Raw genomic sequence first — 24,997 nt, forward strand, 5'->3', positions numbered from 1 at the left:
CACGGATGAGCTGGTCGATCAGTGCCTTCTGGCTGTCGGGAATCTGTTCTTGCTTTTTGGCCATAGCTTTTCTCCTTTTGTAATGATAGGAAACTATGACCGTTTACACACTTTATCTTACAGACTCGGTGGAGATTTTCTGCCGGAACTGAAATAACTGTGTTTGCAGCATGAGAGTGAAAACCAAGGGCGAACGGGACGTTCACAACAGCTTCAACTAACGCCTCTCCGACCTGACTGACAACAATCCAGCAGAATCGTCTTGATGGTTTCAACACCACACATAAAGTTTTCCCTGCTTTCGGGAACTTCGTCAACAGATTGCTTGTTGACAAAAGATATATAAAGTATATTTATGTCAACCAATGCGACAAGCGAATAACCAACCCCATACATGCAGCACCATTTTGGAGAGCGCCTTAAGTCGGCACGCAAGATGTCCGGCATGTCACTGCAGGAACTGGCGGACAGAATGGACAAGCCGGTCTCCCGTCAGGCGATAAACAAATATGAGCAGGGGAGAATGCTGCCGGAAAGCGGTATTCTTCTTTCCCTTGCCTCAGCACTTGAGGTAAAGCCTGATTATTTCTTCAGGCCAGCACTCTCTTTGCAGTCAATTGAGTTCAGAAAACATAATGCTTTGCCTGAGAAGGAGAAGGCACGGATAAAGGCGAAGAGCGGCGACATACTTGAACGGTATCTTGAACTGGAATCCTTCCTTGGTATTGATTCATCATTTATCAATCCTTTCAAGGGCGTGAGGGTTTCATCTCCCGATCAGATTGATGAACTTGCTGACGGGCTCCGTGATGCCTGGCGTCTTGGTTTTGACCCGCTGCCAGATGTTGTGGAGATGCTTGAAAGCTATAATGTCAAGGTAGTCATGCTCAATACTCATGATGCTTTTGATGGTCTTTCAGCATGGAGCGGTTCTATTCCTCTTGTGGTTTTCAACAAGGGAAGAGACATTGTTCGCCGCAGATTTACGGTTTTGCATGAACTTGCTCATCTCCTGCTTGATTTTCAGGCTGGCAGTGAAAAAGACAATGAGAAGCTTGCACATTCGTTTGCCGGAGCTGTACTGTTTCCCAAAGAGTCATTCATACGGGCTTTTGGCGGCAAGCGCACCCATTTTACCCAAAGAGAACTCATCGAGATGAAGGAGTACTACGGGATCTCTGTACAGGCTATCATGGCAAGGGCAAAAAGCCTCGGTGTTATTCCGGATTCGACCTACAGAAACTTTTGCATAACCTGGTCTGCTTTCAGAGTTAGCGAGCCGGGTGAATACAAATCGAAAGAAGAGCCTGCACGTTTCCGCCAACTGCTTGACCGGGCACTCTCCGAAGAGGTTATTACGATGAGCAAAGCAGCAGAGCTGGCAGGGAAATCCTATGAAGAGATGAGCATGGACATCACGTTTGTTTAAATCCAATAGAGTCCGGTGATTGTTGCCATTCATGATGCCAATATCCTGATTGACATTGTCAAGCTTGATCTGGCAGATGCACTTTTTGAACTCAGCTTTGAGATGCGTACAACCGACGCGGTTTGGGTTGAGGTTTCTGTTGAGCAGAGAAGGGTGCTGCAGCACTACGTTGATGAGGGTTTGCTGGGTATTGAATCTTTCTGTTCCGAGGAGGTGCTTGACATAGTTGAATATTCCAGAAACTATAACGGGCTCTCATTTCAGGATTGCTCATTGCTCGTAGCTGCCAGGAGAATACATGCCCTGATCATCACTGGTGACAAAAAACTTCGAACGGTTATTGTGCAAGAGCAGCTTGAGGTTCATGGCATGCTCTGGCTTTTTGATCGGTTGGTCGAGAATCAGATTCTAATTCCTTCAGTTGCGGCTGACAAACTTCATCAACTCAGACTCTTGAATGTTCGGCTTCCGGAAGCCGAAATCAATCAGCGCATAAGCCGCTGGAGATGAGTGTTTCCGAAAATCTGCTTTTGACTTCTGCTGATAAATAAAGGGTGTTCCGGGACAACCGCCGAGGGGACGAGACTGACTAACGCTACTAACTCCTCTCTGAACCAACTGCGTTGTTGGGACTGAAATGTCAGGATTCCTGAAAATTTATAGCGGCAGTGTTATGCTTTTTCAAGGATAAACTTGGGGTCAACGCCCAGGGTTTTATAGAGTCGTTTAGCCAGTTCCATATTGATCTTACGCTTGCCATGCATGACCTCCGAAAGTCGCGTGTCAGTGATTCCCAGCAGGTTTGCCATATCCTTGCGTTTCATTTGCTGCTCAAACATTTTGAGTTCAATAACATCAGGCAGCGTTTCCGGCTTTTTGATTACCAGTGGCATCGGCATGGGAACAAGACGATCTTCGTACTCTTCAATCGCTTTCGCCAGTTCAGCGATTTTGCTTTCGTTTGCTGCATTTTCCCCGTCAGGGAAGGCATTCATCAAAGCTTCAACCTATGTGAGTGCTCTTTCATATTGAGCAGCAGTGCTGATTTTCATAGTTACCTCTTTTCGTTTACTCCTGCTGAATCGTTGCAGGGTCGATGTTGTCATAGGCCTTATGTGTGCCGATAAACTTTATGAATACCGTTCTTGCAGAAAAACGAATTCTGGCTACAATCCGGTAATGATATCCCTTTATGTTGAACACATAACGTTCGTTAGCAATATAGTCAACTGAAAGAAATGTCGTTTTTAACTCGGCATGGTTTCTCCATTCTGCCGATTTTACCCTGGCATACCATTCATTGAGTGAAGGTATTGCATCCGGGTGTTTAGCTCCGAAACGGTTTAATGCTCATTTTTTAATGATAACCATCAATGCCCCATTTGCTTCGGTTATTACCAAAATCAAAATTAATTACATAGTTCAAAAATATTTAACGAGAGGGGATCTTTGAACAAATACCGGACATCCGTTTGCTTTCGACTTCATTCTCTATGTGGGGGAGACTCGGGGAGACTCTCGACTAACTCTACAAATCCCCTTGATTTTGCCGGCCTGGAAGCCGGGCGCTTTCGTCAATCGATTTAAAGCGCGAGTTGGTTGAAACCTGAGATCTCTCCTGAAGGTCGAGATGACACTCCAGTAAGAGCTATGGGCGAGGGGCTATGACTTGACAGACCGCTTATTCGAACGAGAGGGGATAATTTTCAGGATGCTCAATACTTTCGACGCCGAGGTCAACATCAAGATCAGGCCAGTAAAAGTGACCGGGGTTCTGTTCTTCAAGATTCAGGATTTTGCAGACAGGGGCATTTTTGAACCACGGAAAATCTTCGAAAGCAAGAAAATACTCTTTCCCCTGGCTGAGCAGCCAGAATCCATGATTTGAAATATTCGTTACCTCAGCATTTAAAGTGCTGCTTCCAAGAGTTTTTGAGTTCATTGTGGTGTTTTCTGATAATGCTTTCTATTTGTGACAGCTCGGTAATTGATAATCGGTAATTTTTTTCGAGTTCAATTTCCGGTTCAAGCCAAAATTTCGCCTCACCGTTTCCGCAGTTGACATGAATATGCATTCTGGTCTCTTCCCTCGAAAAGAAAAAAAACCTGTAACCTTTTTCAATAAGTATAGTTGGGCTCATTCGAAACGAGATTACATTTTATTCCACTCCAACAATATAAACTTCATCAAGGTTTCTTTGCAATGACCATCTGGAATGCGCTTCCGGGATGCGACCGACTAACTCTACAAGCTCCCTTGAGTCTGCCTGGCTGGAGCCCGGCTCTCCCGGCAAATGTTGTCAGGGCAGCCCGCGATGTTGTTGAAAATCTCTGAAAGAGGAATCTGCCTGGCGTGGGGAAGTGACTCTCTCTTCCTTTCTTTGCATAGTACTTTATATATTATCCCTTCAAGGGCTTTTATCTTGCCATTCACACCCGTCTATCCGGAATCGGCTTATTTTCAGTGATGCTTGTCACTTTTGCCCGCATGGCTCTGGCGGTGTTCAATCGAATAACTATTGTTTATGAATACAGAACCTTCAACAGCTCTTGCTGAAAGGATACAGCAGCGTGCTGATGAGATCTTTCCGGAAGTCGTGGAACTGAGACGCGAAATTCATCGTCATCCCGAGCTCTCCTATGAAGAGGTCAGAACCACCGCACTGATTTCGGAAACGCTGATCGGATTCGGCATTACACCGGAGCCTCCCTTGCTTGACACCGGAGTGGTTGCTGTTATACACGGGGGTCGCAAGTTACCGGAGGGGAAGCTTGTGGCCCTGAGGGCTGACATTGATGCCCTGCCGCTCTCGGAATCGAATGAGCATGGATTCTGCTCCCTTGAGGAGGGGAAAATGCATGCCTGCGGTCATGATATGCACACGGCGATGCTGCTCGGCGCCGCAAAGATTCTTGTGGAGATGAAGGAGGAGCTTGAGGGTGACGTGCTGCTTGTTTTTCAGCCTGCCGAGGAGAAAGCGCCGGGTGGGGCAAAGCCGCTGCTTGATGCCGGTCTTTTTACCCGATTCAACCCTTCGGCTGTTTTTGGCCAGCACTGTTTTCCGAACGTTCAAACCGGCAAGGTCGCTATGTGCAAAGGGAGTTTCATGGCCGCAGCCGATGAGCTCTACTTTACCGTTACCGGGCAGGGCGGGCATGCCTCCGCACCCCACAAGGCGGCAGACCCTATTCTTGCTGCTGCTCATATCATTACCGCAGTTCAGCATCTTGTCAGCCGGGTGGTTCCCCCGCATGAGCCTGCGGTGGTCTCCATCGCATCCATTCACGGAGGCAATGCCACCAATGTCATTCCCAGTCAGGTGACCATGTCGGGCACCATGAGGACCATGAACGAGGAGGTTCGGGCCCTGCTTCACCATCGACTGCGCCAGACCGTCATGCACACCGCTGAAGCGCTCGGAGTAACGGCCGAGCTGGAGATCCGCAACGGCTATCCGGTGCTGTTCAACGATCCTGCAGTTACGACCCGTGCCATGACGCTCTGTGGAGAGTATCTTGGAAAAAAGAGTGTCATCGAGAGTGAGCCGCTCATGACGGCGGAGGATTTTGCCTACTATCTGCAGGCCTGTCCCGGAACCTTCTGGCAGATCGGAACCGGAACGCCGGAGCCGGTAAAAGGCAACACCCTGCACTCTCCGACCTTCAATCCTGAAGAGCTTGCCCTGAAAACCGGCAGCGGACTGCTTGCCTATACGGCCATCAGGTTTCTCGGGATGCCATAAGGCGCCTATAAATCTGTTGCGCGATTCGATTGCGTTGTTGGGCGGTGCTCGAAATCCTCATGTACTCTGGTGTACATTCCGGTTTCTGCGCTCCGTCCGCCTTGCCCTCGAACCGCTCACGACGATTTATAGCAGAGCCTTTCCGCGATTCGATTGCGTCGTTGGGCGGTGCTCGAAATCCTCATCTTGACCGTTGACCGGACGCAAAAAGGGCGGCCTGTGAGAGCCGCCCTTTTCCAATTCAATCGCTGAATTTTTCCTCTCAGGCTTTTCCGTTGGAGCCGAGCACGTTGATGATCTTGTGGATATAGAGCTTCTTGAGAGAGTCTCTGGCCGGGCCGAGGTACTTTCTTGGATCGAACTCTTCGGGTTTTTCATCAAGCACCTTGCGGATAGCGGCGGTCATGGCAAGGCGGCCGTCAGAATCGATATTGATTTTGCAGACTGCGGATTTTGCCGCAAGACGAAGCTGATCTTCACTGATGCCGATTGCATCTTTCAGCTTTCCGCCATGCTCGTTGATGGTTTTGACCAGATCCTGGGGAACGGATGAGGAGCCGTGCAGGACGATAGGGAACCCGGGAATGCGACGCTCGATTTCACTGAGAATGTCGAGGCGGATTTTAGGATCTTCACCCGGTTTGAACTTGAATGCGCCGTGTGAAGTGCCGATGGAGATGGCAAGGCTGTCAACACCGGTTTTAGCTACAAAATCCTCAACCTCTTCCGGCTGGGTATAGGTGTGATGAGCAGCCGAGACCTCATCTTCGATTCCGGCAAGCACACCAAGCTCACCCTCAACCGTAACATCATGTTCGTGTGCGTATGCCACAACTTTTTTGGTCAGTTCAATGTTCTCTTCATAAGGGAGATGAGAACCATCAATCATGACGGAGGAGAATCCTGAGTCGATACAGTCTTTGCAGAGTTCAAAGCTGTCGCCGTGATCAAGGTGAAGGACAATGGGGACAGGAGTTCCGAGCTCTTCAGCATAGGCTACAGCTCCCTGGGCAAGGTAGCGGAGAAGCGTTTCATTGGCATAGCTTCTGGCGCCTTTTGAAACCTGCAGAATAACCGGAGAGGCTGTTTCCACGCAAGCCATGACAATAGCCTGCATCTGTTCGAGATTGTTGAAATTATAGGCAGGAATAGCATAACCGCCTGTAACAGCTTTTTGAAAAAGTTCGCGACTGTTGACAAGGCCAAGTTCTTTATAACTGATCTTTTTCTTTTGCATTGAAAGCTCTCCCATTATTAGTATTTTAGGACGGATTTTTTTGTCGAGTTTAAATTTCCCGACACCATTACGCAATTGCGGATCAATATAATATTTTTGTCTCTCCTTTCAAGAAACGTATAACTGTCGCAGCACAACCTTTGATCATCAAACCGGAAAATGTTTAGAAAAAGTCTGCTTCTCTTTACTGTTACCTGTGGTTTTTCTTCACCATTGTCGGCAGGAATTTTCGGGACGGCTTCAGCCGCCGGACCGTCTATCAATGTCCTCAAGCCGACCGAAGCCCAGGAGGATGCAGGCAAATACATCAGTCAGTACCTTCTTCAGAACCACTACAGGAAGGTAGCGGTCAATGACTCCCTTTCACTGCAGATATTCAACCGCTATATCGACAATCTTGACGGCAGCAAGAGCTATTTTGTGGCCAGTGAGGTTGCCAGTCTCCGCAGGATATACGGCACAAGGATTGATGATGAATTTCTTGCAGGAAAACCAACCGCAGGTTTTGGCATCTATAACTTTTTTCTGAAGCGGGCAAAAGAGAAGATGCGGTTTATGAAAATTGCCGCCGATACGACCCATTTCAACTTTTCAGTCCCCGAAAACTTTGACCTTGATCGCAAGGCCGATCCATGGCCGGCCGACAGACGGCAGCTTACCGATCTGTGGAAACAGGAACTTAAATATCAGTGGCTCAATCTGAAATATTCAGGTGAAACCAATACGACGGTTCGTGCTGCACTGGCAAAAAGCTTTGCAAGCCGCCTTAACCTTCTGAATCGCCAGAAACCGGAAGACGCGTTCCAGGCTTACATGAATGCGGTTACAACCTCCTTTGATCCCCATACCAGCTACTTTTCGCAGGATGAGTATGCCAATTTTCAGATTGATATGAGCCGCTCTCTTGAGGGAATCGGTGCGAAGCTCCAGACTGAAAGCGAGTATACGGTCATCAACGAGGTTATTCCCGGCGGTCCGGCCTTCAGAAGTAACCTGCTTAAAAAAGGGGACAAGATTATCGGTGTCGGTCAGGGAAGAGCCCTCGAAATAGTTGATGTTACCGCATGGCGGATCAATGATGTGGTAAAACTGATTCGCGGGAAAAAAGGGACCGTTGTGCGGCTCAAAATTCTTCCGGCAAGTCAGGGGGGACGCGGACCGGCAAAAATCATTGCACTCGTGCGCGACAAGGTCGATCTTGAGGAGCAGGCGGCCCGGAAACGTATTATTCATCAGAATGGCCAGAAGATCGGCGTTATTACCATCCCTTCATTTTACCTTGATTTTGAAGGCCAGCAGCAGAATACCGGTAACTATAACAGCACCAGCCGTGATGTGTCGCGCATTCTCAATGAGTTGAACAGTGAGCGTGTTGATGGTATTGTTATTGATCTTCGTGACGATGGCGGCGGATCCCTTGAAGAGGCGGTCAATGTAACCGGACTCTTTATCCCGACAGGGCCGGTTGTCCAGATCAGCAACTCAACCGGCGGTAAAATGGTGCTCAGGGATGAAGATCGCCGGGTACTCTATAACGGCCCGCTTGCCGTTCTGGTAAACCGTTACAGTGCTTCAGCTTCAGAGATTTTTGCTGCGGCAATTCAGGACTACGGGAGGGGAGTGGTTATTGGTGAGCGGACATTCGGAAAGGGAACGGTTCAAAGCATCATCAAACTGGCAAGACCCTTTTCGTTTTTTATAAAGAAACCTGAACTGGGTCAGATAAAACTGACGATAGCAAAGTTTTACAGGATTTCAGGCGGCAGCACCCAGCACAGGGGGGTTGTGCCCGATATCTTCATGCCATCGATGATCGATACCGCGACCATTGGTGAGGATACCTACTCAAGCAGTCTGCCCTGGAGCACAGTCTCCCGTTCATTTTACCGCTCAACCGCCGAGATTACCCCGGAAGAGATAGGAGTGCTCCGCCAAAAGGAGCTGGAACGCTCCTCAAGAAACGCACTTTACCAGTCCTATCTGCAGGATCTGAGAACCCTTAACCAGATCCGGAAAAAGAAGGTGGTGTCGCTTCAGGATTCGGCTTTCAAATCGGAAATTGAGACCATAAAAAAGATCGAGAAGCAGTGGGTTCTGGATCAGGATTCCACCAAAGGGATGAACAGGGATGTCCTGCTCAATGAGACGGCCGGCATTGTGTCGGATCTTGCTGATCTGAAGATCAAGCAGCGGCAGACCGTAATCCGGACGATACCGGCTCTGAATTAAAAAGGGCGATACCGTTGCCTGATTATCCTCTCCCGGGGGCTCTTGGTTTTGACGCGTCGAAAGAACAAAATACCGGTAAACCGTGTTCACTGTACTATATTGTTTCTGCAGGGGAAGAGTCGTGAGGGCCATAACCTCCCCCTGCGGAGTTGAGCTTTTGAACACTTCTCAATTTGACAAGGAGTTGAGGTTATGCTGACATTCAATCTGATGACGATTCTTGTTCTCCTGGGGCTCTTTTTGGCCTCATCGGTCAAAATTCTTCGCGAGTATGAACGGGGAGTCGTCTTCCGGCTCGGCAGGATCATCGGCGCGAAAGGTCCGGGGCTGATCATCCTGATTCCGGCTATAGACAAGATGGTCAAGGTTGATCTTCGGACGGTGACGCTTGATGTGCCGCCACAGGATATCATCACCCGTGATAACGTCTCCGTCAAGGTGAGCGCGGTTGTCTACTTCCGTGTGCTTGATGCCATCAAGGCGATTGTCGATGTCGCGGATTTCCATTTTGCTACCTCCCAGCTGGCCCAGACCACGCTGCGCAGTGTCTGCGGTCAGGGTGAACTTGATAATCTGCTTGCAGAGCGTGATGAAATCAATGACCGTATCCAGGCTATTCTTGACAAGGATACCGAGCCATGGGGAGTCAAGGTCAGCAAGGTGGAGGTTAAGGAGATCGATCTGCCCGAAGGGATGCGGCGGGCAATGGCCAAACAGGCCGAGGCTGAACGCGAACGCCGCTCGGCGATCATCAACGCGGAAGGGGAGTATCAGGCAGCACAACGGCTGGCCGATGCGGCAACGATTATTTCCGCCTCTCCGGCTGCCCTGCAGCTTCGTTATCTCCAGACGCTCAAGGATATCGCCGCAGAGAATAATTCAACTACCGTATTTCCCATCCCTATGGATCTGTTTAAACCATTCTTTGAAAACAGGCAGTCATCCCCCCCCCAGTCAACATAAACGCTATCGATTATGTTCAAGATTACTACCATTCTGTGTCCGGTCGATTTTTCCGATGCCTCCCGCAAGGCTGTACAGTATGCGAAGGAGTTTGCCCGGAGTATGGAAGCATCTCTCTACCTGTTGAATGTGGTGGAGCCGAGACCTATGGCCGTTGACATTTCGCTTAATTATGTGCCGCTTGAAGCTGATCTTGAAAAAGCCTCAAAGGAGGATCTTGAGGTTATCATGCAGGAGTTGATTCTCGGGGGATTCAAGGCATCCTGCGGTGTGGAAATTGGCAATCCGGCTGATGTGATACTCGATAAAATTGACGAATGCAATGCCAATCTTGTGATCATGGGCTCTCATGGAAAAAAAGGGTTGAGCCGTCTGATCATGGGAAGCGTTGCCGAGACCGTTGTCCGGAAGGCCAATTGTCCGGTGCTTATTGTCAAAACCGAAGAGAAGGAGTTTATCGAGTAGTCATACTGTCACGTCGCGATTGTATGCTTGCGCTCTGCCTTGTTTGGTTCAGCGTCAAATGAGAGTATCAGTTTTTTAAATCAGCAACGAGAGACCTGCCATGAACAAAGCCAATCCCCTGCGGAGCGTTGCTCTGCCGTTGAACCCTGAAGCCATGAGTGACAAGCGCTCTTTTGCCGCGTTTACCGGCACTATGCGCATGTTGCTGCCGGCTCTCCTCGCAAGGAGAGCGCGACAGGGGAAAATGGTTGTGCTCATCGGGGCACTCACCCTTGCCGGTGTGATGGTGTTCGGTACATCAGCATACGCCGCAAGCGGGATTGCGGTTCCCGAAAACTTCGTTTTACTACCTGGCGGTGAATTTACGATGGGAAGTCCTCTTGGTGAAGTGAACCGACAGACCAATGAAACCCAGCATCAGGTGCGGGTGAGTGATTTTTATATCAGCAGATATGCGGTAACCTCCGCCGAGTTCAGAAAATTTGTCAAAGCCACAGGGTACCTGACTGATGCGGAAAAAGCCAACGATCAAAAGCACTGGCGCCACGCAGTTTCAGGCACTCTCCGGCCAAAGTCTGAAGATAACCATCCCGTGGTGTTTGTGAGCTGGAACGATGCCGTCGCCTATTGCAACTGGATCTCGCAACATACCGGCAGGAAGTTCCGCCTGCCAACCGAAGCAGAGCGGGAGTACGCCTGCCGTGCAGGAACTGCAACCCCCTATAATACCGGTCAAAGCCTGACGACAGAGAGGGCTAACTATAATGGTCAAAACCCTACCGGCAATAAACCCAAAGGGATGTACCGGGAGAATACGGTAGCGGTAAACAGTTTTGTTCCCAATGCATGGGGCTTGTACAACATGCACGGTAATGTCTGGGAGTGGTGCAGTGACTGGTTTGACCCTGCTTTTTATGAACAGTGTAAAGCCGCAGGCACCGTTACCAACCCTGATGGTCCGGAGGACGGTACGCGTCGTGTTCTTCGCGGTGCGAGCTGGTTCGACTTTGAAGAGCACTGCCGGTCAGCGTATCGCATCGGAGGTGCGGCTTTAGCCCGCAACCCCAATGTCGGCTTTCGCCTGGTATTCGTTCCGTAGGCTACTTGCGAAAGGTTTCCATAAGGGTTTTGGCCCCGCTGAACGGGCTTAGACGGGCTTCAACCACCTGCTGTTCGATGAGCGCTTTTGCCTGGATGACTCGCGGATTGCTGAAGAACTCTTTTTTCAGCCGCTCTTCAAGCACGGTGTAGAGCAGTTGTTTCAGCTGCTGGCTTCGCCTCTGTTCAAGGCGAGCCTCTTCCCGCATTTGGGTGAAAAATTCAAGAATGTTCTGCCAGACATCGTTGATACCTGTATGGTGCAGGGCGGAGGTGAGGTAGACATTACGATGCCAGAAGGGGTGTTTTTTTGGCAGCATCATGAGTGCCGCCTCGAATTCAGCCTTTGAGAGTGCGGCAATTGCAGACTGATCTCCATCCGCTTTGGTTATGACAACGCTGTCCGCGATCTCCATGATACCGCGTTTGATCCCTTGCAGTTCATCTCCCGAGCCCGGCAGCATCAAAAGGAGGATGAAATCGACCATGGAGTCGATCAAAACTTCCGATTGACCTACACCGACCGTTTCGACCAGAATAACATCATATCCTGCGGCTTCGCAGAGCAGAATGGTCTCATGGGTTTTCGGGGAGGTACCCCCGAGATATCCGGAGGATGCTGTCGGGCGGATGAATGCCTCCTTGCGGCCGGAGAGTCTTTCCATTCGGGCCTTGTCGCCGAGAATACTCCCTTTTGACTGACGGCTGCTTGGGTCGATGGCCAGAACCGCAAGCGTGAGGCCGCTGTTGAGTATCTCTTCACCAAAAGCCTCAATAAAGGTGCTTTTTCCGGCTCCGGGTGAACCGGTTATTCCGATGCGCAGCGATGCGGTTTTCTTTTCAAGACAGCGGTCGAGAATCTCATGGGCTCTCGCTTCATGCTCCGGCTTTTGGGATTCGATAAGGGTGATGGCACGGCTGAGCATCTGACGGTTGCCGCTCATGATACCCGAAACGACGGTTTCCACATCAGGATCGTGGCGGGGGATCCGCTCTTGATGATGCAGGTCGCGACTCATTATTCAAACCTTGCAATAAGCAGATTCAGGGTTTTTACCGCAGCATCAGCTATGACTGTTCCCGGCCCGAAAATGCCCGCAACCCCTTTATCATAGAGAAAAACATGGTCTTTTTCAGGGATGATGCCTCCGGCAATGACGAGAATATCTGCCCGGTCATGGGCGCCAAGCAGCTCGATAATTTTCGGTATAAGTGTTTTGTGACCGGCAGCAAGGCTTGATATGCCGATAATGTGCACGTCATTGTCAAGAGCCTGCTGCACAACCTCCTCAGGGGTCTGGAAGAGGGGGCTGATATCGACATCAAAACCGATATCGGCAAATCCCGCCGCTATAACTTTTGCTCCCCGGTCATGTCCGTCCTGTCCGACTTTCGAGACCATGATTCTGGGTCTGCGGCCTTCAAGTGCAGCAAACCGGTCGGCAAGCCCCTGTGCCTCCTTGAATAGCGGGTTATCGTGCATCTGCGACATATAGACATTGCTGTTGAGCCTGATGGTCGAACGGTATCGTCCGAAACTCTTTTCACAGGCCGAGGAGATCTCTCCCAATGTAGCTCTTTTTCGTGCAGCTTCAACGGCAAGCTCCAGCAGATTTCCCTCTCCGGAGGCGGCACACGCTTCGATAGCCCTGAGTGCGAGGGTGCAGGCTTGGCTGTTGCGTTCACGTTTGATGGTTTCAAGCCGTTTGATCTGCTGCTTCAATACAAGGGTGTTGTCAACTTCAAGCAGTTCGATATCGGTTTTGCTGCTGGTTCTGTAGCCGTTGACCCCGACAATCACATCCTTGCCGCTGTCGATTCTTGCCTGCTTGCGGGTTGCCGCTTCTTCGATCTGGAGCTTCGGAATTCCTTTTTCAATTGCCTTGACCATACCTCCGGCGGCCTCTATGTCGCTGATGATCTTCCAGGCTTTTTCGGCAAGCTCTTTCGTCAGATATTCAACATACGAGGAGCCTGCCCACGGGTCGATGCTGCGGGTTATATCGGTCTCCTCCTGCAAATAGAGCTGGGTATTACGGGCAATCCGGGCAGAAAAAGGGGTAGGCAGAGCTATGGCTTCATCCAGGGCATTGGTATGCAGCGACTGGGTGTGACCGAGCGATGCCGCAAGGGCTTCCAGACAGGTCCGTGTGATGTTGTTGAACGGGTCCTGTTCGGTCAGGCTCCATCCGGAGGTCTGACAATGAGAGCGGAGCATCAGGGATTTCGGGCTTTTCGGATTGAACTGTTTGACGATTTTAGCCCACAGCATCCGTGCCGCCCTCAATTTGGCGATCTCCATAAAATAGTTCATGCCCGTCGCCCAGAAGAAGGAGAGGCGGGGGGCAAAAGCGTCAATGTCAAGTCCGGCTTTCAGACCTGCCCGGATATATTCAAGCCCGTCGGCAAGGGTGAAGGCCAGTTCAAGATCAGCCGTGGCTCCGGCCTCCTGCATGTGGTAGCCCGAAATGCTGATAGAGTTGAATTTCGGCATGCGGCTGCTGGTGTAGCGGAAGATGTCGGCAATGATTTTCATGGAGGGTTCAGGCGGGTAGATATAGGTGTTGCGAACCATGAACTCCTTGAGAATATCGTTCTGGATTGTACCGCTGAGCCGGTCGGCGGTTACACCCTGCTCTTCGGCAGCAACAATATAAAAGGCCATGACCGGAAGCACCGCTCCGTTCATGGTCATGGAGACGGAGATGTCGCCGAGGGGAATGCGGTCGAAGAGGATCTTCATGTCCTCAACCGAGTCAACGGCAACACCGGCCTTGCCGACATCCCCGATTACCCGTTCGTGATCGGAGTCGTAACCGCGGTGTGTTGGGAGGTCGAAGGCTACAGAGAGTCCCTTCTGACCGGCAGCGAGGTTTTGACGGTAGAAGTGGTTGGACTCTTCGGCCGTTGAAAACCCGGCATACTGCCGTATTGTCCACGGTCTGGTCGTGTACATGGTGGTATAGGGTCCACCGGGGTAGGGGGCAAAACCGGGAGCGAAGTCAAGGTTGTCGATTTGCTCACTGTCGGCACTGCCGTAGCGTGATTGTATCTCAATACCTTCAGCGGTTGTCCAGCAGGTCGTCGGAGCCGGGATGTCGTTCCCGGAAGCGACGAGTGCGGAGGAAAAAATATCGATCTCTGAAAAGTCCGGTCTCATTGCACTCCGGTTTTACGTTGGAAGGATTTCAGCATCTCAAGAACATCAACACCGGTATAGATAAAGCTGTCAATTCCGGCACCGAGGAGGCTTTCATGTTCTGCCGGGGGTTTTCCGGCCATGATGGTAATGCCGGAATGACGATTGGCCAGAGCAGCCGCAATACCAAGAGCTGAAGGTACCGGATCTTTCCGGGCAATGCAGAGTACAATAATGTCCGGCTTGTGTTGCAGAACTGTGTCGTACGAGGAGTTTTCTATCGGCAAAGCCGAGACAGCGGCAATGTCGAAACCTCCGCATTTGAAGAAATCCTCGCAGAATGCAGCCTGCCGGAAGCTTATGGCCGGATCGCCGACCATCCAGATAACAACTGACGGGATTTTACCGCCATGCTCTTTGGCCGAAAGCGTTTTCAGTCTCAACCGTTCAAACGCCGCCGTCTCATTACTGGCAGGCAATGTTTCTGCTGCATTCATAATGGCCGCGCTGTTCTCCTCCTGCTCCGCCGTAAGGGGCCAGGGGTAGCGGTTGACGCCGATAAGTGTTTTTTTTCGTTTGCTGACAGCGCGCTCCCGCTCTGATGAAGAGGCGGCTATCAGGCTCCCTACGATACCGCATCTCCCGGCAGCGTCAAGACCTCCGGCAGCTTCAAAGGTTTTAAAGATTGACCATCCGGATTCTGCCAGTTTTGCTGTCAGGGTTTCAAGGTAATTTGATCCCGATGCCGGATCAACAACACGGTCAAGCCATGCCTCCTCCTTGAGCACGAGGTGTATGTTGCCGGTGATTCGGGATGCGATATCCTCTCTTACCGATAAGCCGTTGTCAAAAGGGGCAATCTGAAGGGTGTCGTAGCCTCCGAGAATTGCTGAAATCGATTCGGTTGTCTGCCGGAGCAGATTGGTATAGGGGTCGAGCAGTGAGCGGTTTCTTTCGGATGTTCTGGCAAAGAGGCGGGGCTGAATCGAGCCTGTTGCGCCGTATGCTTTGAGGAGGAGGGGGAGAAGTGCCCGCACTGCCCTCGGTTTGGCCAGTTCCGTAAAATGGCTTGAACCGACAGGAAGGATAAGTTCAATGGCCGAAGCAATCCGTTCTGCCGGAATTCCGGCTTCAATAAAGCGGTGAAGGAGGTCGCTTGTGCCTCCGAGCGCCAGGGCGATCTCCTGTGCCGCCGTTGATCCCGCCTCATGATAGAGGGTTGTATCGACACCGAAGAGCGTGAATTGCGGAAGCGCATCGGCCAGTTCAAAAAGTTTGTGGTCCAGCTCTTTTGAGGCAAGTGGGGGTGGCGCAAGAAACCCGCCGGTTGTTGCTTTGAAACAGGGAAGAGCGAGCAGGGTTTCAAGGAGCTCGGTGGCGGGGGGAAGGTTTCCGGAAAAATAGATCGCAATGGCCGAAGTTTCGATGCCGGCAAAAAGGGTAGTGAGATGTTCCGGTGAGCAGTGTGCCCTGTCGGATATACAGAACTCGAGTGCTGAGGCGTCCCGGGAGAGTGATGTCAATGCGTCGGCATTGGCGCTTTTCGGGTCGAGAACGGTTACTTTATGGCAGTTTACCCAGCTGTTAGCGGTTTTTGTTGCCGGTACAGCAACGCGCTTTGCCTCTTCATCATGAGCATACCAGGGCTCAAGATCAAACCCGTCAGGCGTATGCCAGACTATACTCTCAAAAGGTTTATCACCGAGATCCGCAACAACCCTCTTTTTCCAGGTCTCCCGGCTGATTGCCGGAAACTCGTGAAAGAGTGAATCAGGCCGGGATTGTGTCATAACTGGTAGTGAAAATATTCATTAGAGGTACCCTTGATAGAGGTGCCTTTTAAAAAACAGGCTTTTTTCCGATCGGATTAGAGCGCTCTGGCACTCTGTATGATCTCCGATATCTTGTACTTCATATTGCCCGGCAGTGCGGTTTTTTCAACAAATCCTTTCTGCTGAAGCCACCAGGTTGTCTGGAACGCTTTGGTTGTCGGTTGACCGGTATACTGTTCAATGACCCGTTTACCGGAAAATCCGATATTTCCGGCATTGTGTTCAAAGAGTTTGATGCCCCTTGATCCAATACCGATGGCAACCCCTCCAAGCGTCGGGTCGGTAATAATGGTAATAACCGGCAGCCCGGCTCGTTCAACGCTTGAGATGGCAACATGGAGTTTGGGAAGACCAACCATGGAAGAGCACCCTTCATGCATTCTTGCTCCGCCTCCTGTAGCCTGAATGACCAGCGGCACACCCCGTTTAATGGCTATCTTGCTCGCCCTCCAGACTTTCTCTGCGGTAGACATACAGAACGAGCCGCCGAGGAAGTTGAAGTTGGTTGCGCAAAAGACAACCGGTTCGCCCTGAATGGTTGCATTGCCGGTAATGAGCGATGATGCCGCGCCGGTTTTCTGCTGCGCCTCCGTGATTTTTTTCCGGTAGTCAGGGAAGTCAAGAATATCCTTGTCAACAATATAGCGGGTCTCAGGATGCTCCGTGAAAGAGCCTTCGTCAAGCACAAGATCGATATAGTCATGCGCAGTAAGGCGCACATAGCGGTGCCCGCAGGTTTCGCAGACAAAATTATCGGCAAAGAGTTTCGAATAGAGTACGGGGTCGAGAATTGTTCTGCCGGTGGAGTCCCTGCAATGTTTGTGGCGTGCAACAAACAGAATCCTTTGGGGTTTCTGGATGAAGAATGATACCGGTTTTTCAAAAGCGACGATCTCCTCTTCGGAAATGGTATCCCACTTTCCGATCTTTTCCCATCGCTCCATTCTTTTTGCAAAGATCCCGGAGGCGGGTATCTGACTGAGCTTGTCGACCCATTTCGTCATGGCGCCCTTGAATGACTGAAGGGCGGATTTCGGGAAGTGGTGTGCCGGTCCTTCATGCTCGATGATGATGTCATCGATAATGCCGTTTTGCAGGGCATCTTTTGCTGTTATCCTCGATATCGAGGCAGCAAAACCGGCCTTCTCCCTGGTGCGGAAGAGAATCGATGAGCAGGCTTCCGGTGAGATGACCATATAGGTTGAGTACTCCATGGCCAGGACGGCATCGCATCCGGTCAGTGCAATAGCGCCCCCGCTGCATCCCCGGTTTATGATAACCGAGAGCGTCGGGACTTTTGCTTCACCGAGCGCCTGCATGCATCGTCCGATTTTCCATGCTATGCCTCCCGCTTCGGACTGTTCGGTTGGATCGGCACCGGCAGTATCAATAACGGTAATAATGATGCGGTTCTCCTGTTCAGCAAGCGCGATAGCCTGAATGGCTTTTTCAAATGCAGCCGGAGTTGGCATTCCCTGGTTCCATTTGGCGATCTCTTCCGGATTTTTCATAAGCCGGAGCATCTGCGAAAAATCGGATGTCGGCCCGGACTGCTGGCCGATAAGCATCACCGGCCACCATGCGTTCTGCCCATTGCGAAGCACAGCACGGTGAGTCTGGATAATGCAGCTGCCGTGCAGATCATTCTGCAGACACTCTTCAGCTTCATCAAATACGGTCAGATAATCAAGGTGCTTGGGGCGCTCGGGGTGGAAGGAGAGTTGATACTTTTCGTATTCTGTCAGTTGTTCAATACTCTCGTGGGAGTAGTTGAATCCCTCTTTTTTCTCGAAAGGCAGATAAAAATGTTTCACTGGGTACTATCGGCTTTATCGCAATTATTTAGTGACCTTTCTCGGCAAATTCAAGCAGAACACGATTTGTCTCCTTTGGATGCAGAAAGAGGATTTTTTTTCCACCGGCACCCTCTTTCGGCTCCGAGAGCGGAGTAATATTAACGGTTTTAAGTCGTTCACTCTCCTTTACGATATCATCGGTTGCAAGTGCGATATGGTGCAGCCCGTCACCGTTTTTCAGCAGAAATTTAGCAATGGCACCCTCGCTGTTCATCGGTTCGAGCAGCTCGATTTTACTTTCGCCGACAGGTATAAATGCCACCCTGACGTTTTCGGAGGGTACCTCCTCAATGGTGACACTCTTCGGGTCACACCCGAGAACGTTCAGGAACGTTTCGAGTGAGACCTCAAGATTTTGAACGGCGATGGCAATGTGGTCGATCTTTTTGATCATGCGTCCATGGTAACCGGTTTGCTGTTTACGGCGTAACCTATTGTCTGTAGTCCGACCCTGATCTCATCAAGAATGACCGGATCGTCAATGGTTGCCGGCATGGTGTACTCCTCGCTGTTGGCAATTTTGCGCATGGTGCTGCGAAGAATCTTGCCGGAGCGGGTTTTCGGGAGCCGGTTGACGATAATGGCACTCTTGAACGAGGCGACAGGTCCGATATTCTCCCTCACATATTCAATAACGTGCTTGATGATCTGGTTGTGCGGGGTATCGACATTGAGTTTCAGTACCAGGAAGCCGAGCGGTACCTGTCCTTTCAGATCGTCATGAACGCCGATAACCGCGCTCTCCGCAACATCCGGATGCTCGCACAGTGCCCCTTCAATGGCACCGGTAGAGAGCCTGTGGCCGGCAACATTGATGACATCATCCGTGCGCGACATGATATGAATGTAGCCGTCTTCATCAATAAATCCGGCATCACTGGTCTGATAGAAGCCGGGGAACTCCTTCATATAGGTTTCCACAAACCGGTTGTCCGCTTTCCAGAGCGTCAGCATGGTGCCGGGAGGAAGCGGGAGCTTGATGACGATATCTCCCATCTGTCCGGGCTGAAGCTGTTCAAGATCGGCGTTGACCACCTGAACGTTGTAGCCGGGCACCGCTCTTGAAGCCGAGCCGTACTTTATCGGGCCGGGTTCAATTCCCTGGCAGTTGGCGGCAATGGCCCAGCCGGTCTCTGTCTGCCACCAGTGGTCAATAACCGGAACCTGCAGCATTTTTTCAGCCCATTTGACGGTATCGGGATCAGCCCGTTCTCCGGCCAGGAAGAGGGCCCGGAAGTTCGAAAGATCATAGTTCTTGATATAGTGACCGTTCGGATCCTCTTTTTTTATAGCCCGGAATGCTGTCGGGGCGGTAAAGAGCACCGAAACGTTGTGTTCACTGATGATTCTCCAGAAGGTGCCGGGATCGGGAGTGCCGACCGGTTTGCCTTCAAAGATGAGTGAGGTGCAGCCCTGAAGGAGGGGAGCGTAGACAATATAGGAGTGACCTACAACCCATCCCACATCACTTGCGGCCCAGAACACTTCGCCGGGTTCTACGTTATAGACATTTTTCCTTGACCACTGCAGGGCAACCATATGGCCGCCGTGATCGCGAACAATGCCCTTCGGCTGGCCGGTGGTTCCTGAGGTATAGAGAATGTAGAGGGGATCGGAAGATTCAACGGGTACACACTGTGCAGGTTCTGCGCCGAGAAGGGACTGGTTCCAGGTAAGGTCGCGCTCTTCATTCAGTTCGGCTTTTAACTGATCACGCTGTTTGATGATACAGATTTCAGGCTTGAAGTGGGCCAGTTCAATGGCAAAGTCGAGCAGCCGTTTGTAGTCAATGATCTTGTTATGTTCGATACCGCATGATGCTGAAATGATCACCTTTGGTTTGCAGTCATCTATTCTGATTGCCAGTTCGTGGGATGCGAATCCGCCGAACACCACGGAGTGGATAGCGCCGATTCTTGCACAGGCAAGCATGGCAACCACAGCTTCCGGGATCATGGGCATGTAGATGATAACACGGTCACCCTTGCGCACACCTCTTGATTGCAGGGCGCCGGCAAAGAGTGCTACGATATCGCGAAATTCGCGGAAGGAGTACCTTGTTTTAGTACCGGTAACCGGACTGTCGTAGATAATTGCGGTCTGGTTTCCTCTGCCTTCATCAACGTGCCGGTCAAGTGCATTGTAACAGGTATTGGTAATGCCGCCCGAAAACCAGCGATAAAATGGAGGATTGGTATCGTCGAGCACCTTGTTCCATTTTTTGTACCAGTGAAGCTTTTCTGCAGCTTCGCCCCAGAAGATTTCCGGCTCCTGAATGGATTTTTGATAAACGGTATTGAATGAGTGCAGCATACGAGTGATCCCTTGTTAAAAAAAAAGTGTTAATAAAATAAGGGAGGACGGATCAGCAAGAACAGCGGAAAGGGTGGTGTTGAAGCGGAGTGGCATTGATTTTCGCTCGGCTGTTATTTGCACGGCAATTTTGTAAAACTCAATGTTAACAAAAAATACACTTCAGAGCAATGAACAATTGTTCCATCCGCCAGCTGCCGGATTTTCAACACTGAAGGCCGCGGCTCAATCAAGGGGCTTCAACTGCCTGAACAAGGTGAAAAACTCTTCGATGGAGAGCGCTTCTGCCCGAAGTTTAAGGGTAGAGCTCTCAACAGCATCAAGATTGTAGGACTCTTTGAGATTGTTCAGCAGCGTTTTGCGCCGCTGATGAAACGCTGTGCGGACAAACCGGCGGAACCCATCACTCTCTTCAACAGGGCTCTCCTGTTTGGGTTTCATGCTGATGACGGCACTGTCCACTCCCGGTTGCGGGCGAAAGACCTTGCGGCCTACCTTGAAGAGATAGCTGACATCGCAGAATGCCTGCATCTGCACCGCAAGAATGCCATAATCTTTGGTGGATGGACGGGCAACAATTCGCATGGCGACCTCATGCTGCATCATGAGCGTTGCTGAAATGAAGCTCCGGCGGTGCTCCAGAAGCCTGAAAAGAATCGGGCTTGTAATCGAGTAGGGTATGTTGCCGAGAACCCTGAGCGGCTTTTCTTCGGCAAGAAGTTCAAGGTCGGTTTCCAGAAAATCGGCTTCAAGCACCTTGAGTCCGGGGTATTCACTCCTGATAAATGCGGCAAGCTTCGGATCTTTTTCAACTACCGTAAACGTCGGACAGATCGCTATGATCTCCCTGGTCAGGGCGCCGAACCCCGGACCGATCTCCAGAATATTGTCATCAGCAGCGGCACCGGATGAGGCAACAATTTTTCTTGTGATATTGCGGTCGGTTAAAAAGTTTTGACCTAATTTTTTTTTCGCCGCGATTTCAGTATGCTTATATTCAACTTTTATCATTGAGTCCGGAATTCTTTATGTGCCATGGCCGGGCGGAACTGCTTTTTTTAATTTAAGTTATTCTTGAAGTAATGGAAGAAAATAACATCGGGACCGCGGCAGTACAATATGTTTCGCGCGGCAACAAGGCTACCCGTACCGGGTTCGGAGATGCTCTCCTGCAGGCCGGCAGGGAAAACAGTGATGTCGTGGCACTTTGCGCTGATCTTACCGGATCACTGAACATGAATTTGTTTCGTGATGCATTTCCCGATCGTTTTATCCAGACAGGTATAGCCGAAGCCAACATGGTTTCCATGGCAGCAGGACTCGCTACAACCGGAAAAATTCCGGTCGCGGCCAGTTTTGCCGTCTTTGCCACCGGACGGGTCTACGATCAGATCCGCCAGTCGCTCTGTTACTCAAATCTCAATGTCAAGATCTGTGCATCCCATGCCGGGCTCACCCTCGGTGAGGATGGTGCCACCCACCAGATCCTTGAAGATATCGGTCTTATGCGCGGTCTTCCGAGAATGACCGTGGTTGTTCCCTGTGATTACAGTGAAACCGTCAGGGCGACCCATGCCATCATCAAGCATGAGGGTCCGGTTTATCTGCGCTTCGGAAGGCCGAATGTTCCTGATTTTTCGCTTGACGAGGATGGTTTTGAAATCGGCAAGTCCATTGAACTTCACCCCGGCAAGGATGTTACCGTTATTGCCTGCGGCATCATGGTATGGAAAGCGCTCGAAGCGGCACTGATTCTTGAAAAGGAGGGGGTTGGCGTCAGGGTTATCAACATGCATACCATCAAACCGATTGACACGCTTGCCATTGTTCGTGCAGCCAACGATACCGGAGCAATTGTTACGGCTGAAGAGCATCAGATCTATAACGGTCTTGGTGATGCCGTAGCCAATGTCTGCGCCCGCAATATACCGGTACCGATTGAGATGGTTGGTGTGGAGGATCAGTTCGGTGAATCGGGAAAAGCCGATGAACTTCTTGAAAAATACAAGCTTACGACTGCTGATATTCTTGAAAAAATCTATCTGGCATTGCGCAGAAAGTGCTGATTTCCCTGGGCTCAGGAGGAGCGTGATATTGGTAGCCCCCGACACAGAGATGCGGGGGGTGGAGAAAAATGTAATCTCCACCTGGCGGTGAGAGACCGCCCGCAATGAAATTTCTATAACGCACAGGAGAAAAAGAAGATGGCAATGCCGAATTTTGGCGACATGATGAAGCAGATCCAGCAGGCTGGTGAAAAGATGCAGGATGTGCAGAAGCAGCTTGAAAAGATTGTTGCCCATGGCGAGGCAGGTGGAGGCATGGTCAGGGTCTCGGTGAGCGGCAAACAGAAACTGCTCTCACTGACTATTGATCCTGACATTATGGATGATGCCGAGATGGTTCAGGATCTGGTGCTCGCCGCCGTGAACAGCGGGCTTGACGAATCCGCAAGGCTGGCCCAGGAGGAGATCAGCAGGGCGACCGGGGGGATGATCAATCCGGCCGACCTCCTGAAAAACATGAATCTCGGTAAATAACACCGCATGCGCTACACTTCGGCGGCTATAGAAGCCCTGATTGAAGAGTTTGCCAAATTGCCGGGTGTCGGACGCAAAACCGCCCAGCGTCTTGCCATGTATGTTCTGCATGAGCCGAGAGCCGGGGCGGAAAAACTTGCATCCGCACTGCTTGATGTAAAAGACAAGGTTATCCGCTGTTCAGTCTGCCAGAATGTTACCGACAAGGAGAGTGATCCCTGTGCTGTATGCAGCAGCAGGGCACGCGACCGTTCGGTTATCTGCGTTGTTGAATCTCCGGTTGATATGCTCGCCTTTGAAAAAACGGGATTCTATAAAGGGCTCTATCATGTGCTGCATGGAGTCATTTCACCGCTTGACGGTATAGGGCCGGATGATATCAAGGTTCGCGAGCTGCTTGTCCGGTTTTCGGGTCAGGAGAGCGGAGAGGTCAAAGAGGTTGTTCTGGCTCTGAATCCTACCATTGAAGGGGAAACAACATCACTCTATCTCAGCAAACTGCTCAAACCGCTCGGCGTGCAGGTGACCAAAATTGCACGGGGGATACCGGTCGGCGCAGAGCTTGAGTTTGTTGATGAAGCGACGCTTTCACGGGCAATGGAAGGGCGATCGGCTATGTAGTATTTCAAAGGGTCCCTCTGTCAACTGTTTTGAGAAGCCCGCAGAGAGACCGGACTCCCGACGGGCAGGGGACCAACGCAGTATTCAGGTTTTGAAAAAAGAGAGAGAGACGCCAAAATTTCGTATCAATTGGTGAATACATGAGTTCAGAAAAAAAGTCGGTACTGATTCTTGGCGGGGGCCTTGCCGGTCTTACTGCCGCCAAGCGGTTGACAGACAGAGGGTTTCAGGTCAGGGTTCTTGAAAAAAGGGGTATTTTCGGCGGCAAGGTATCAGCCTGGAAAGATGAGGAGGGAGACTGGATTGAATCAGGCACCCACTGTTTTTTTGGCGCCTATGATGTGCTCTACGACCTCCTTAAAGAGTTAAAAACCAATCACGCAGTCCTTTGGAAGGAGCATCAGCTCACCTATACGCTCAATGGTGGCGAGCGTTTCACCTTCAATACCTGGGACCTTCCGAGCCCGCTGCATCTGCTGCCTGCCATTGTGAAGAACGGCTACTTTTCATTCTCCGAGATGGCCGCTTTTTCCAGATCGCTCATTCCGCTTGCCCTGCAGCGTGACAAATATGCGCCGACGCAGGATCACCTGACCTTTGCCGAGTGGGCAACCGCGAAGAAATTCGGCAACCGTCTCATGGAAAAGATGTTCCGCCCGATGGCGCTTGCCCTGAAATTCATTCCTCCCGAAGAGATATCAGCCAAGATCATCCTTGATGTTACCGAAACCTTCTACCGCCTGCCGGACGCTTCCCGAATGGGATTTCTGAAAGGCTCACCGCAGGAGTATCTCCATCAGCCGCTTATGGACTACTCGGCGTCAAGAGGGGCGGTGTTCAAGCCGAACACTGCCGTAGAGGAGCTGCTCTATGAGGGAGGGGAGATCAAGGGTGTTCAGCTTAAAAACGGTGAAATCCTTACGGCAGACTACTATCTTTGTGCCCTGCCGATCCATAACCTCCTGAAGGTGCTGCCCGACAGCCTGAAAAAAACGGAGCGCTTTTTCGGCGGTCTCGGTAATCTTGCAGGGGTGCCGGTGATCTCTGTCCAGATCTGGTATGATCGGGAAATTACCCCTGTCGATAATGTCCTTTTTTCACCCGACGGCGTTATTCCGGTTTACGCAAACCTTGCGCAAACAACTCCCGACTACCGAACCCTGAGAGGCAAGCCCTTCAGCGGCAAAACCCGGTTCGAATTCTGTGTTGCTCCGGCAAAAAACATGATGGGGATGACCAAAGAGGAGATTATCCGCCAGGTCGATCTCTCGGTGCGAAACTGCTATCCTGAAACGTCAAGAGGGGCGACCATTCTGAAGTCCACTGTAGTGAAGATTCCGCAATCGGTCTATGCGCCGACGCCGAACATGGAGCAGTTCCGTCCGACCCAGCAAACCCCGATCCGCAACCTCTTTCTTGCCGGCGGATTTTCGCAACAGCTCTATTACGACTCGATGGGTGGGGCAGTCATGAGCGCCAACCTTGCCTCCGAAGGCATTATCAGCGCAGCTGGCTTGACGAAGGAGTAAAGA

Annotated in this window: 23 protein-coding genes; 11 read left to right on the plus strand and 12 right to left on the minus strand. The window is 51.0% G+C overall.

All coding sequences use genetic code 11. The features are described 5' to 3' along the window. Nucleotides 1-394 precede the first annotated feature (394 nt). Nucleotides 395-1,429 (plus strand): helix-turn-helix domain-containing protein, encoded by a 1,035-nt coding sequence (locus tag G9409_RS06730; protein WP_166808049.1) that lies wholly within the window; start codon nt 395-397, stop codon nt 1,427-1,429. Between the two features lie 15 nt (nt 1,430-1,444). Further along, complete coding sequence (locus G9409_RS06735; protein ID WP_166808050.1) at nt 1,445-1,939, plus strand: PIN domain-containing protein; 495 nt, start codon at nt 1,445-1,447, stop codon at nt 1,937-1,939. A gap of 161 nt (nt 1,940-2,100) precedes the next feature. On the opposite strand, the gene G9409_RS06740 is transcribed toward G9409_RS06735, so the two are convergent. From G9409_RS06740 to G9409_RS06755, 4 genes are all read right to left on the minus strand, one after another. Further along, nucleotides 2,101-2,424 carry a helix-turn-helix domain-containing protein gene (locus G9409_RS06740; RefSeq protein ID WP_235923256.1) on the minus strand — a complete coding sequence of 108 codons (324 nt, stop codon included), beginning with the start codon at nt 2,422-2,424 and terminating at the stop codon, nt 2,101-2,103. Nucleotides 2,425-2,497: 73 nt separating this feature from the next. Then, nucleotides 2,498-2,743, minus strand: coding sequence for a type II toxin-antitoxin system HigB family toxin (locus tag G9409_RS12005; protein ID WP_166808263.1), 246 nt, complete (start codon nt 2,741-2,743; stop codon nt 2,498-2,500). A gap of 367 nt (nt 2,744-3,110) precedes the next feature. Continuing rightward, nucleotides 3,111-3,371: a DUF2442 domain-containing protein gene (locus tag G9409_RS06750; protein ID WP_166808051.1), complete on the minus strand. Its 261-nt coding sequence runs from the start codon at nt 3,369-3,371 to the stop codon at nt 3,111-3,113. Continuing rightward, on the minus strand, nt 3,331-3,570 hold the full coding sequence (locus G9409_RS06755) for a DUF4160 domain-containing protein (protein WP_166808052.1): 240 nt from the start codon (nt 3,568-3,570) through the stop codon (nt 3,331-3,333). Before G9409_RS06755 ends, G9409_RS06750 begins: the two co-directional genes overlap by 41 nt. 384 nt (nt 3,571-3,954) lie before the next feature. On the opposite strand from G9409_RS06755, the gene G9409_RS06760 reads away from it, so the two are divergent. Continuing rightward, the gene (locus G9409_RS06760; protein ID WP_166808053.1) at nt 3,955-5,172 is read left to right on the plus strand and encodes a M20 metallopeptidase family protein; all 1,218 of its coding nucleotides are present in this window, start codon (nt 3,955-3,957) and stop codon (nt 5,170-5,172) included. Between the two features lie 262 nt (nt 5,173-5,434). Here the strand turns inward: G9409_RS06760 and G9409_RS06765 are convergent, their stop codons facing one another. After that, nucleotides 5,435-6,409, minus strand: coding sequence for a class II fructose-bisphosphate aldolase (locus G9409_RS06765; protein WP_006367267.1), 975 nt, complete (start codon nt 6,407-6,409; stop codon nt 5,435-5,437). Between the two features lie 159 nt (nt 6,410-6,568). Between G9409_RS06765 and G9409_RS06770 the strand changes: the two genes are divergently transcribed. The 4 genes from G9409_RS06770 to G9409_RS06785 all read left to right on the plus strand — a co-directional run bounded on the left by G9409_RS06770 (nt 6,569) and on the right by G9409_RS06785 (nt 11,165). Further along, the gene (locus G9409_RS06770; protein ID WP_166808054.1) at nt 6,569-8,638 is read left to right on the plus strand and encodes a carboxy terminal-processing peptidase; all 2,070 of its coding nucleotides are present in this window, start codon (nt 6,569-6,571) and stop codon (nt 8,636-8,638) included. A gap of 192 nt (nt 8,639-8,830) precedes the next feature. Further along, nucleotides 8,831-9,601 (plus strand): slipin family protein, encoded by a 771-nt coding sequence (locus G9409_RS06775; protein WP_166808055.1) that lies wholly within the window; start codon nt 8,831-8,833, stop codon nt 9,599-9,601. Between the two features lie 12 nt (nt 9,602-9,613). Beyond that, entirely contained in the window at nt 9,614-10,066 is a 453-nt protein-coding gene (locus G9409_RS06780; protein ID WP_166808056.1) for a universal stress protein, read from the plus strand. A 100-nt stretch (nt 10,067-10,166) separates the two neighbouring features. Beyond that, nucleotides 10,167-11,165 carry a formylglycine-generating enzyme family protein gene (locus G9409_RS06785; protein WP_166808057.1) on the plus strand — a complete coding sequence of 333 codons (999 nt, stop codon included), beginning with the start codon at nt 10,167-10,169 and terminating at the stop codon, nt 11,163-11,165. A 1-nt stretch (nt 11,166) separates the two neighbouring features. Here G9409_RS06785 and meaB read toward each other — a convergent pair whose 3' ends face one another. From meaB to rsmA, 7 genes are all read right to left on the minus strand, one after another. Continuing rightward, complete coding sequence (meaB, locus tag G9409_RS06790) at nt 11,167-12,183, minus strand: methylmalonyl Co-A mutase-associated GTPase MeaB (RefSeq protein ID WP_166808058.1); 1,017 nt, start codon at nt 12,181-12,183, stop codon at nt 11,167-11,169. Then, on the minus strand, nt 12,183-14,324 hold the full coding sequence (gene scpA, locus G9409_RS06795; protein ID WP_166808059.1) for a methylmalonyl-CoA mutase: 2,142 nt from the start codon (nt 14,322-14,324) through the stop codon (nt 12,183-12,185). Before scpA ends, meaB begins: the two co-directional genes overlap by 1 nt. Next, complete coding sequence (locus G9409_RS06800; protein ID WP_166808060.1) at nt 14,321-16,093, minus strand: methylmalonyl-CoA mutase subunit beta; 1,773 nt, start codon at nt 16,091-16,093, stop codon at nt 14,321-14,323. Before G9409_RS06800 ends, scpA begins: the two co-directional genes overlap by 4 nt. Before the next feature lie 77 nt (nt 16,094-16,170). Then, on the minus strand, nt 16,171-17,949 hold the full coding sequence (locus G9409_RS06805; protein ID WP_166808061.1) for a carboxyl transferase domain-containing protein: 1,779 nt from the start codon (nt 17,947-17,949) through the stop codon (nt 16,171-16,173). 28 nt (nt 17,950-17,977) lie between these two features. After that, nucleotides 17,978-18,385: a methylmalonyl-CoA epimerase gene (gene mce / locus G9409_RS06810; protein ID WP_166808062.1), complete on the minus strand. Its 408-nt coding sequence runs from the start codon at nt 18,383-18,385 to the stop codon at nt 17,978-17,980. Beyond that, nucleotides 18,382-20,304: a propionyl-CoA synthetase gene (locus tag G9409_RS06815; RefSeq protein ID WP_166808063.1), complete on the minus strand. Its 1,923-nt coding sequence runs from the start codon at nt 20,302-20,304 to the stop codon at nt 18,382-18,384. Before G9409_RS06815 ends, mce begins: the two co-directional genes overlap by 4 nt. A gap of 225 nt (nt 20,305-20,529) precedes the next feature. Next, entirely contained in the window at nt 20,530-21,315 is a 786-nt protein-coding gene (gene rsmA, locus G9409_RS06820; RefSeq protein WP_166808064.1) for a 16S rRNA (adenine(1518)-N(6)/adenine(1519)-N(6))-dimethyltransferase RsmA, read from the minus strand. 71 nt (nt 21,316-21,386) lie between these two features. On the opposite strand from rsmA, the gene G9409_RS06825 reads away from it, so the two are divergent. The 4 genes from G9409_RS06825 to G9409_RS06840 all read left to right on the plus strand — a co-directional run bounded on the left by G9409_RS06825 (nt 21,387) and on the right by G9409_RS06840 (nt 24,994). Continuing rightward, entirely contained in the window at nt 21,387-22,370 is a 984-nt protein-coding gene (locus tag G9409_RS06825) for a transketolase family protein (RefSeq protein WP_166808065.1), read from the plus strand. 138 nt (nt 22,371-22,508) lie between these two features. Then, nucleotides 22,509-22,844, plus strand: a complete 336-nt coding sequence (locus G9409_RS06830; RefSeq protein ID WP_006367254.1) for a YbaB/EbfC family nucleoid-associated protein — start codon at nt 22,509-22,511, stop codon at nt 22,842-22,844. A 6-nt stretch (nt 22,845-22,850) separates the two neighbouring features. After that, on the plus strand, nt 22,851-23,465 hold the full coding sequence (gene recR, locus G9409_RS06835; RefSeq protein ID WP_166808066.1) for a recombination mediator RecR: 615 nt from the start codon (nt 22,851-22,853) through the stop codon (nt 23,463-23,465). 140 nt (nt 23,466-23,605) lie between these two features. Next, nucleotides 23,606-24,994, plus strand: a complete 1,389-nt coding sequence (locus G9409_RS06840) for an FAD-dependent oxidoreductase (RefSeq protein WP_166808067.1) — start codon at nt 23,606-23,608, stop codon at nt 24,992-24,994. Nucleotides 24,995-24,997: the final 3 nt, after the last annotated feature.

Source organism: Candidatus Chlorobium masyuteum, assembly GCF_011601315.1.
Taxonomy (GTDB): Bacteria; Bacteroidota; Chlorobiia; order Chlorobiales; family Chlorobiaceae; genus Chlorobium; species Chlorobium masyuteum.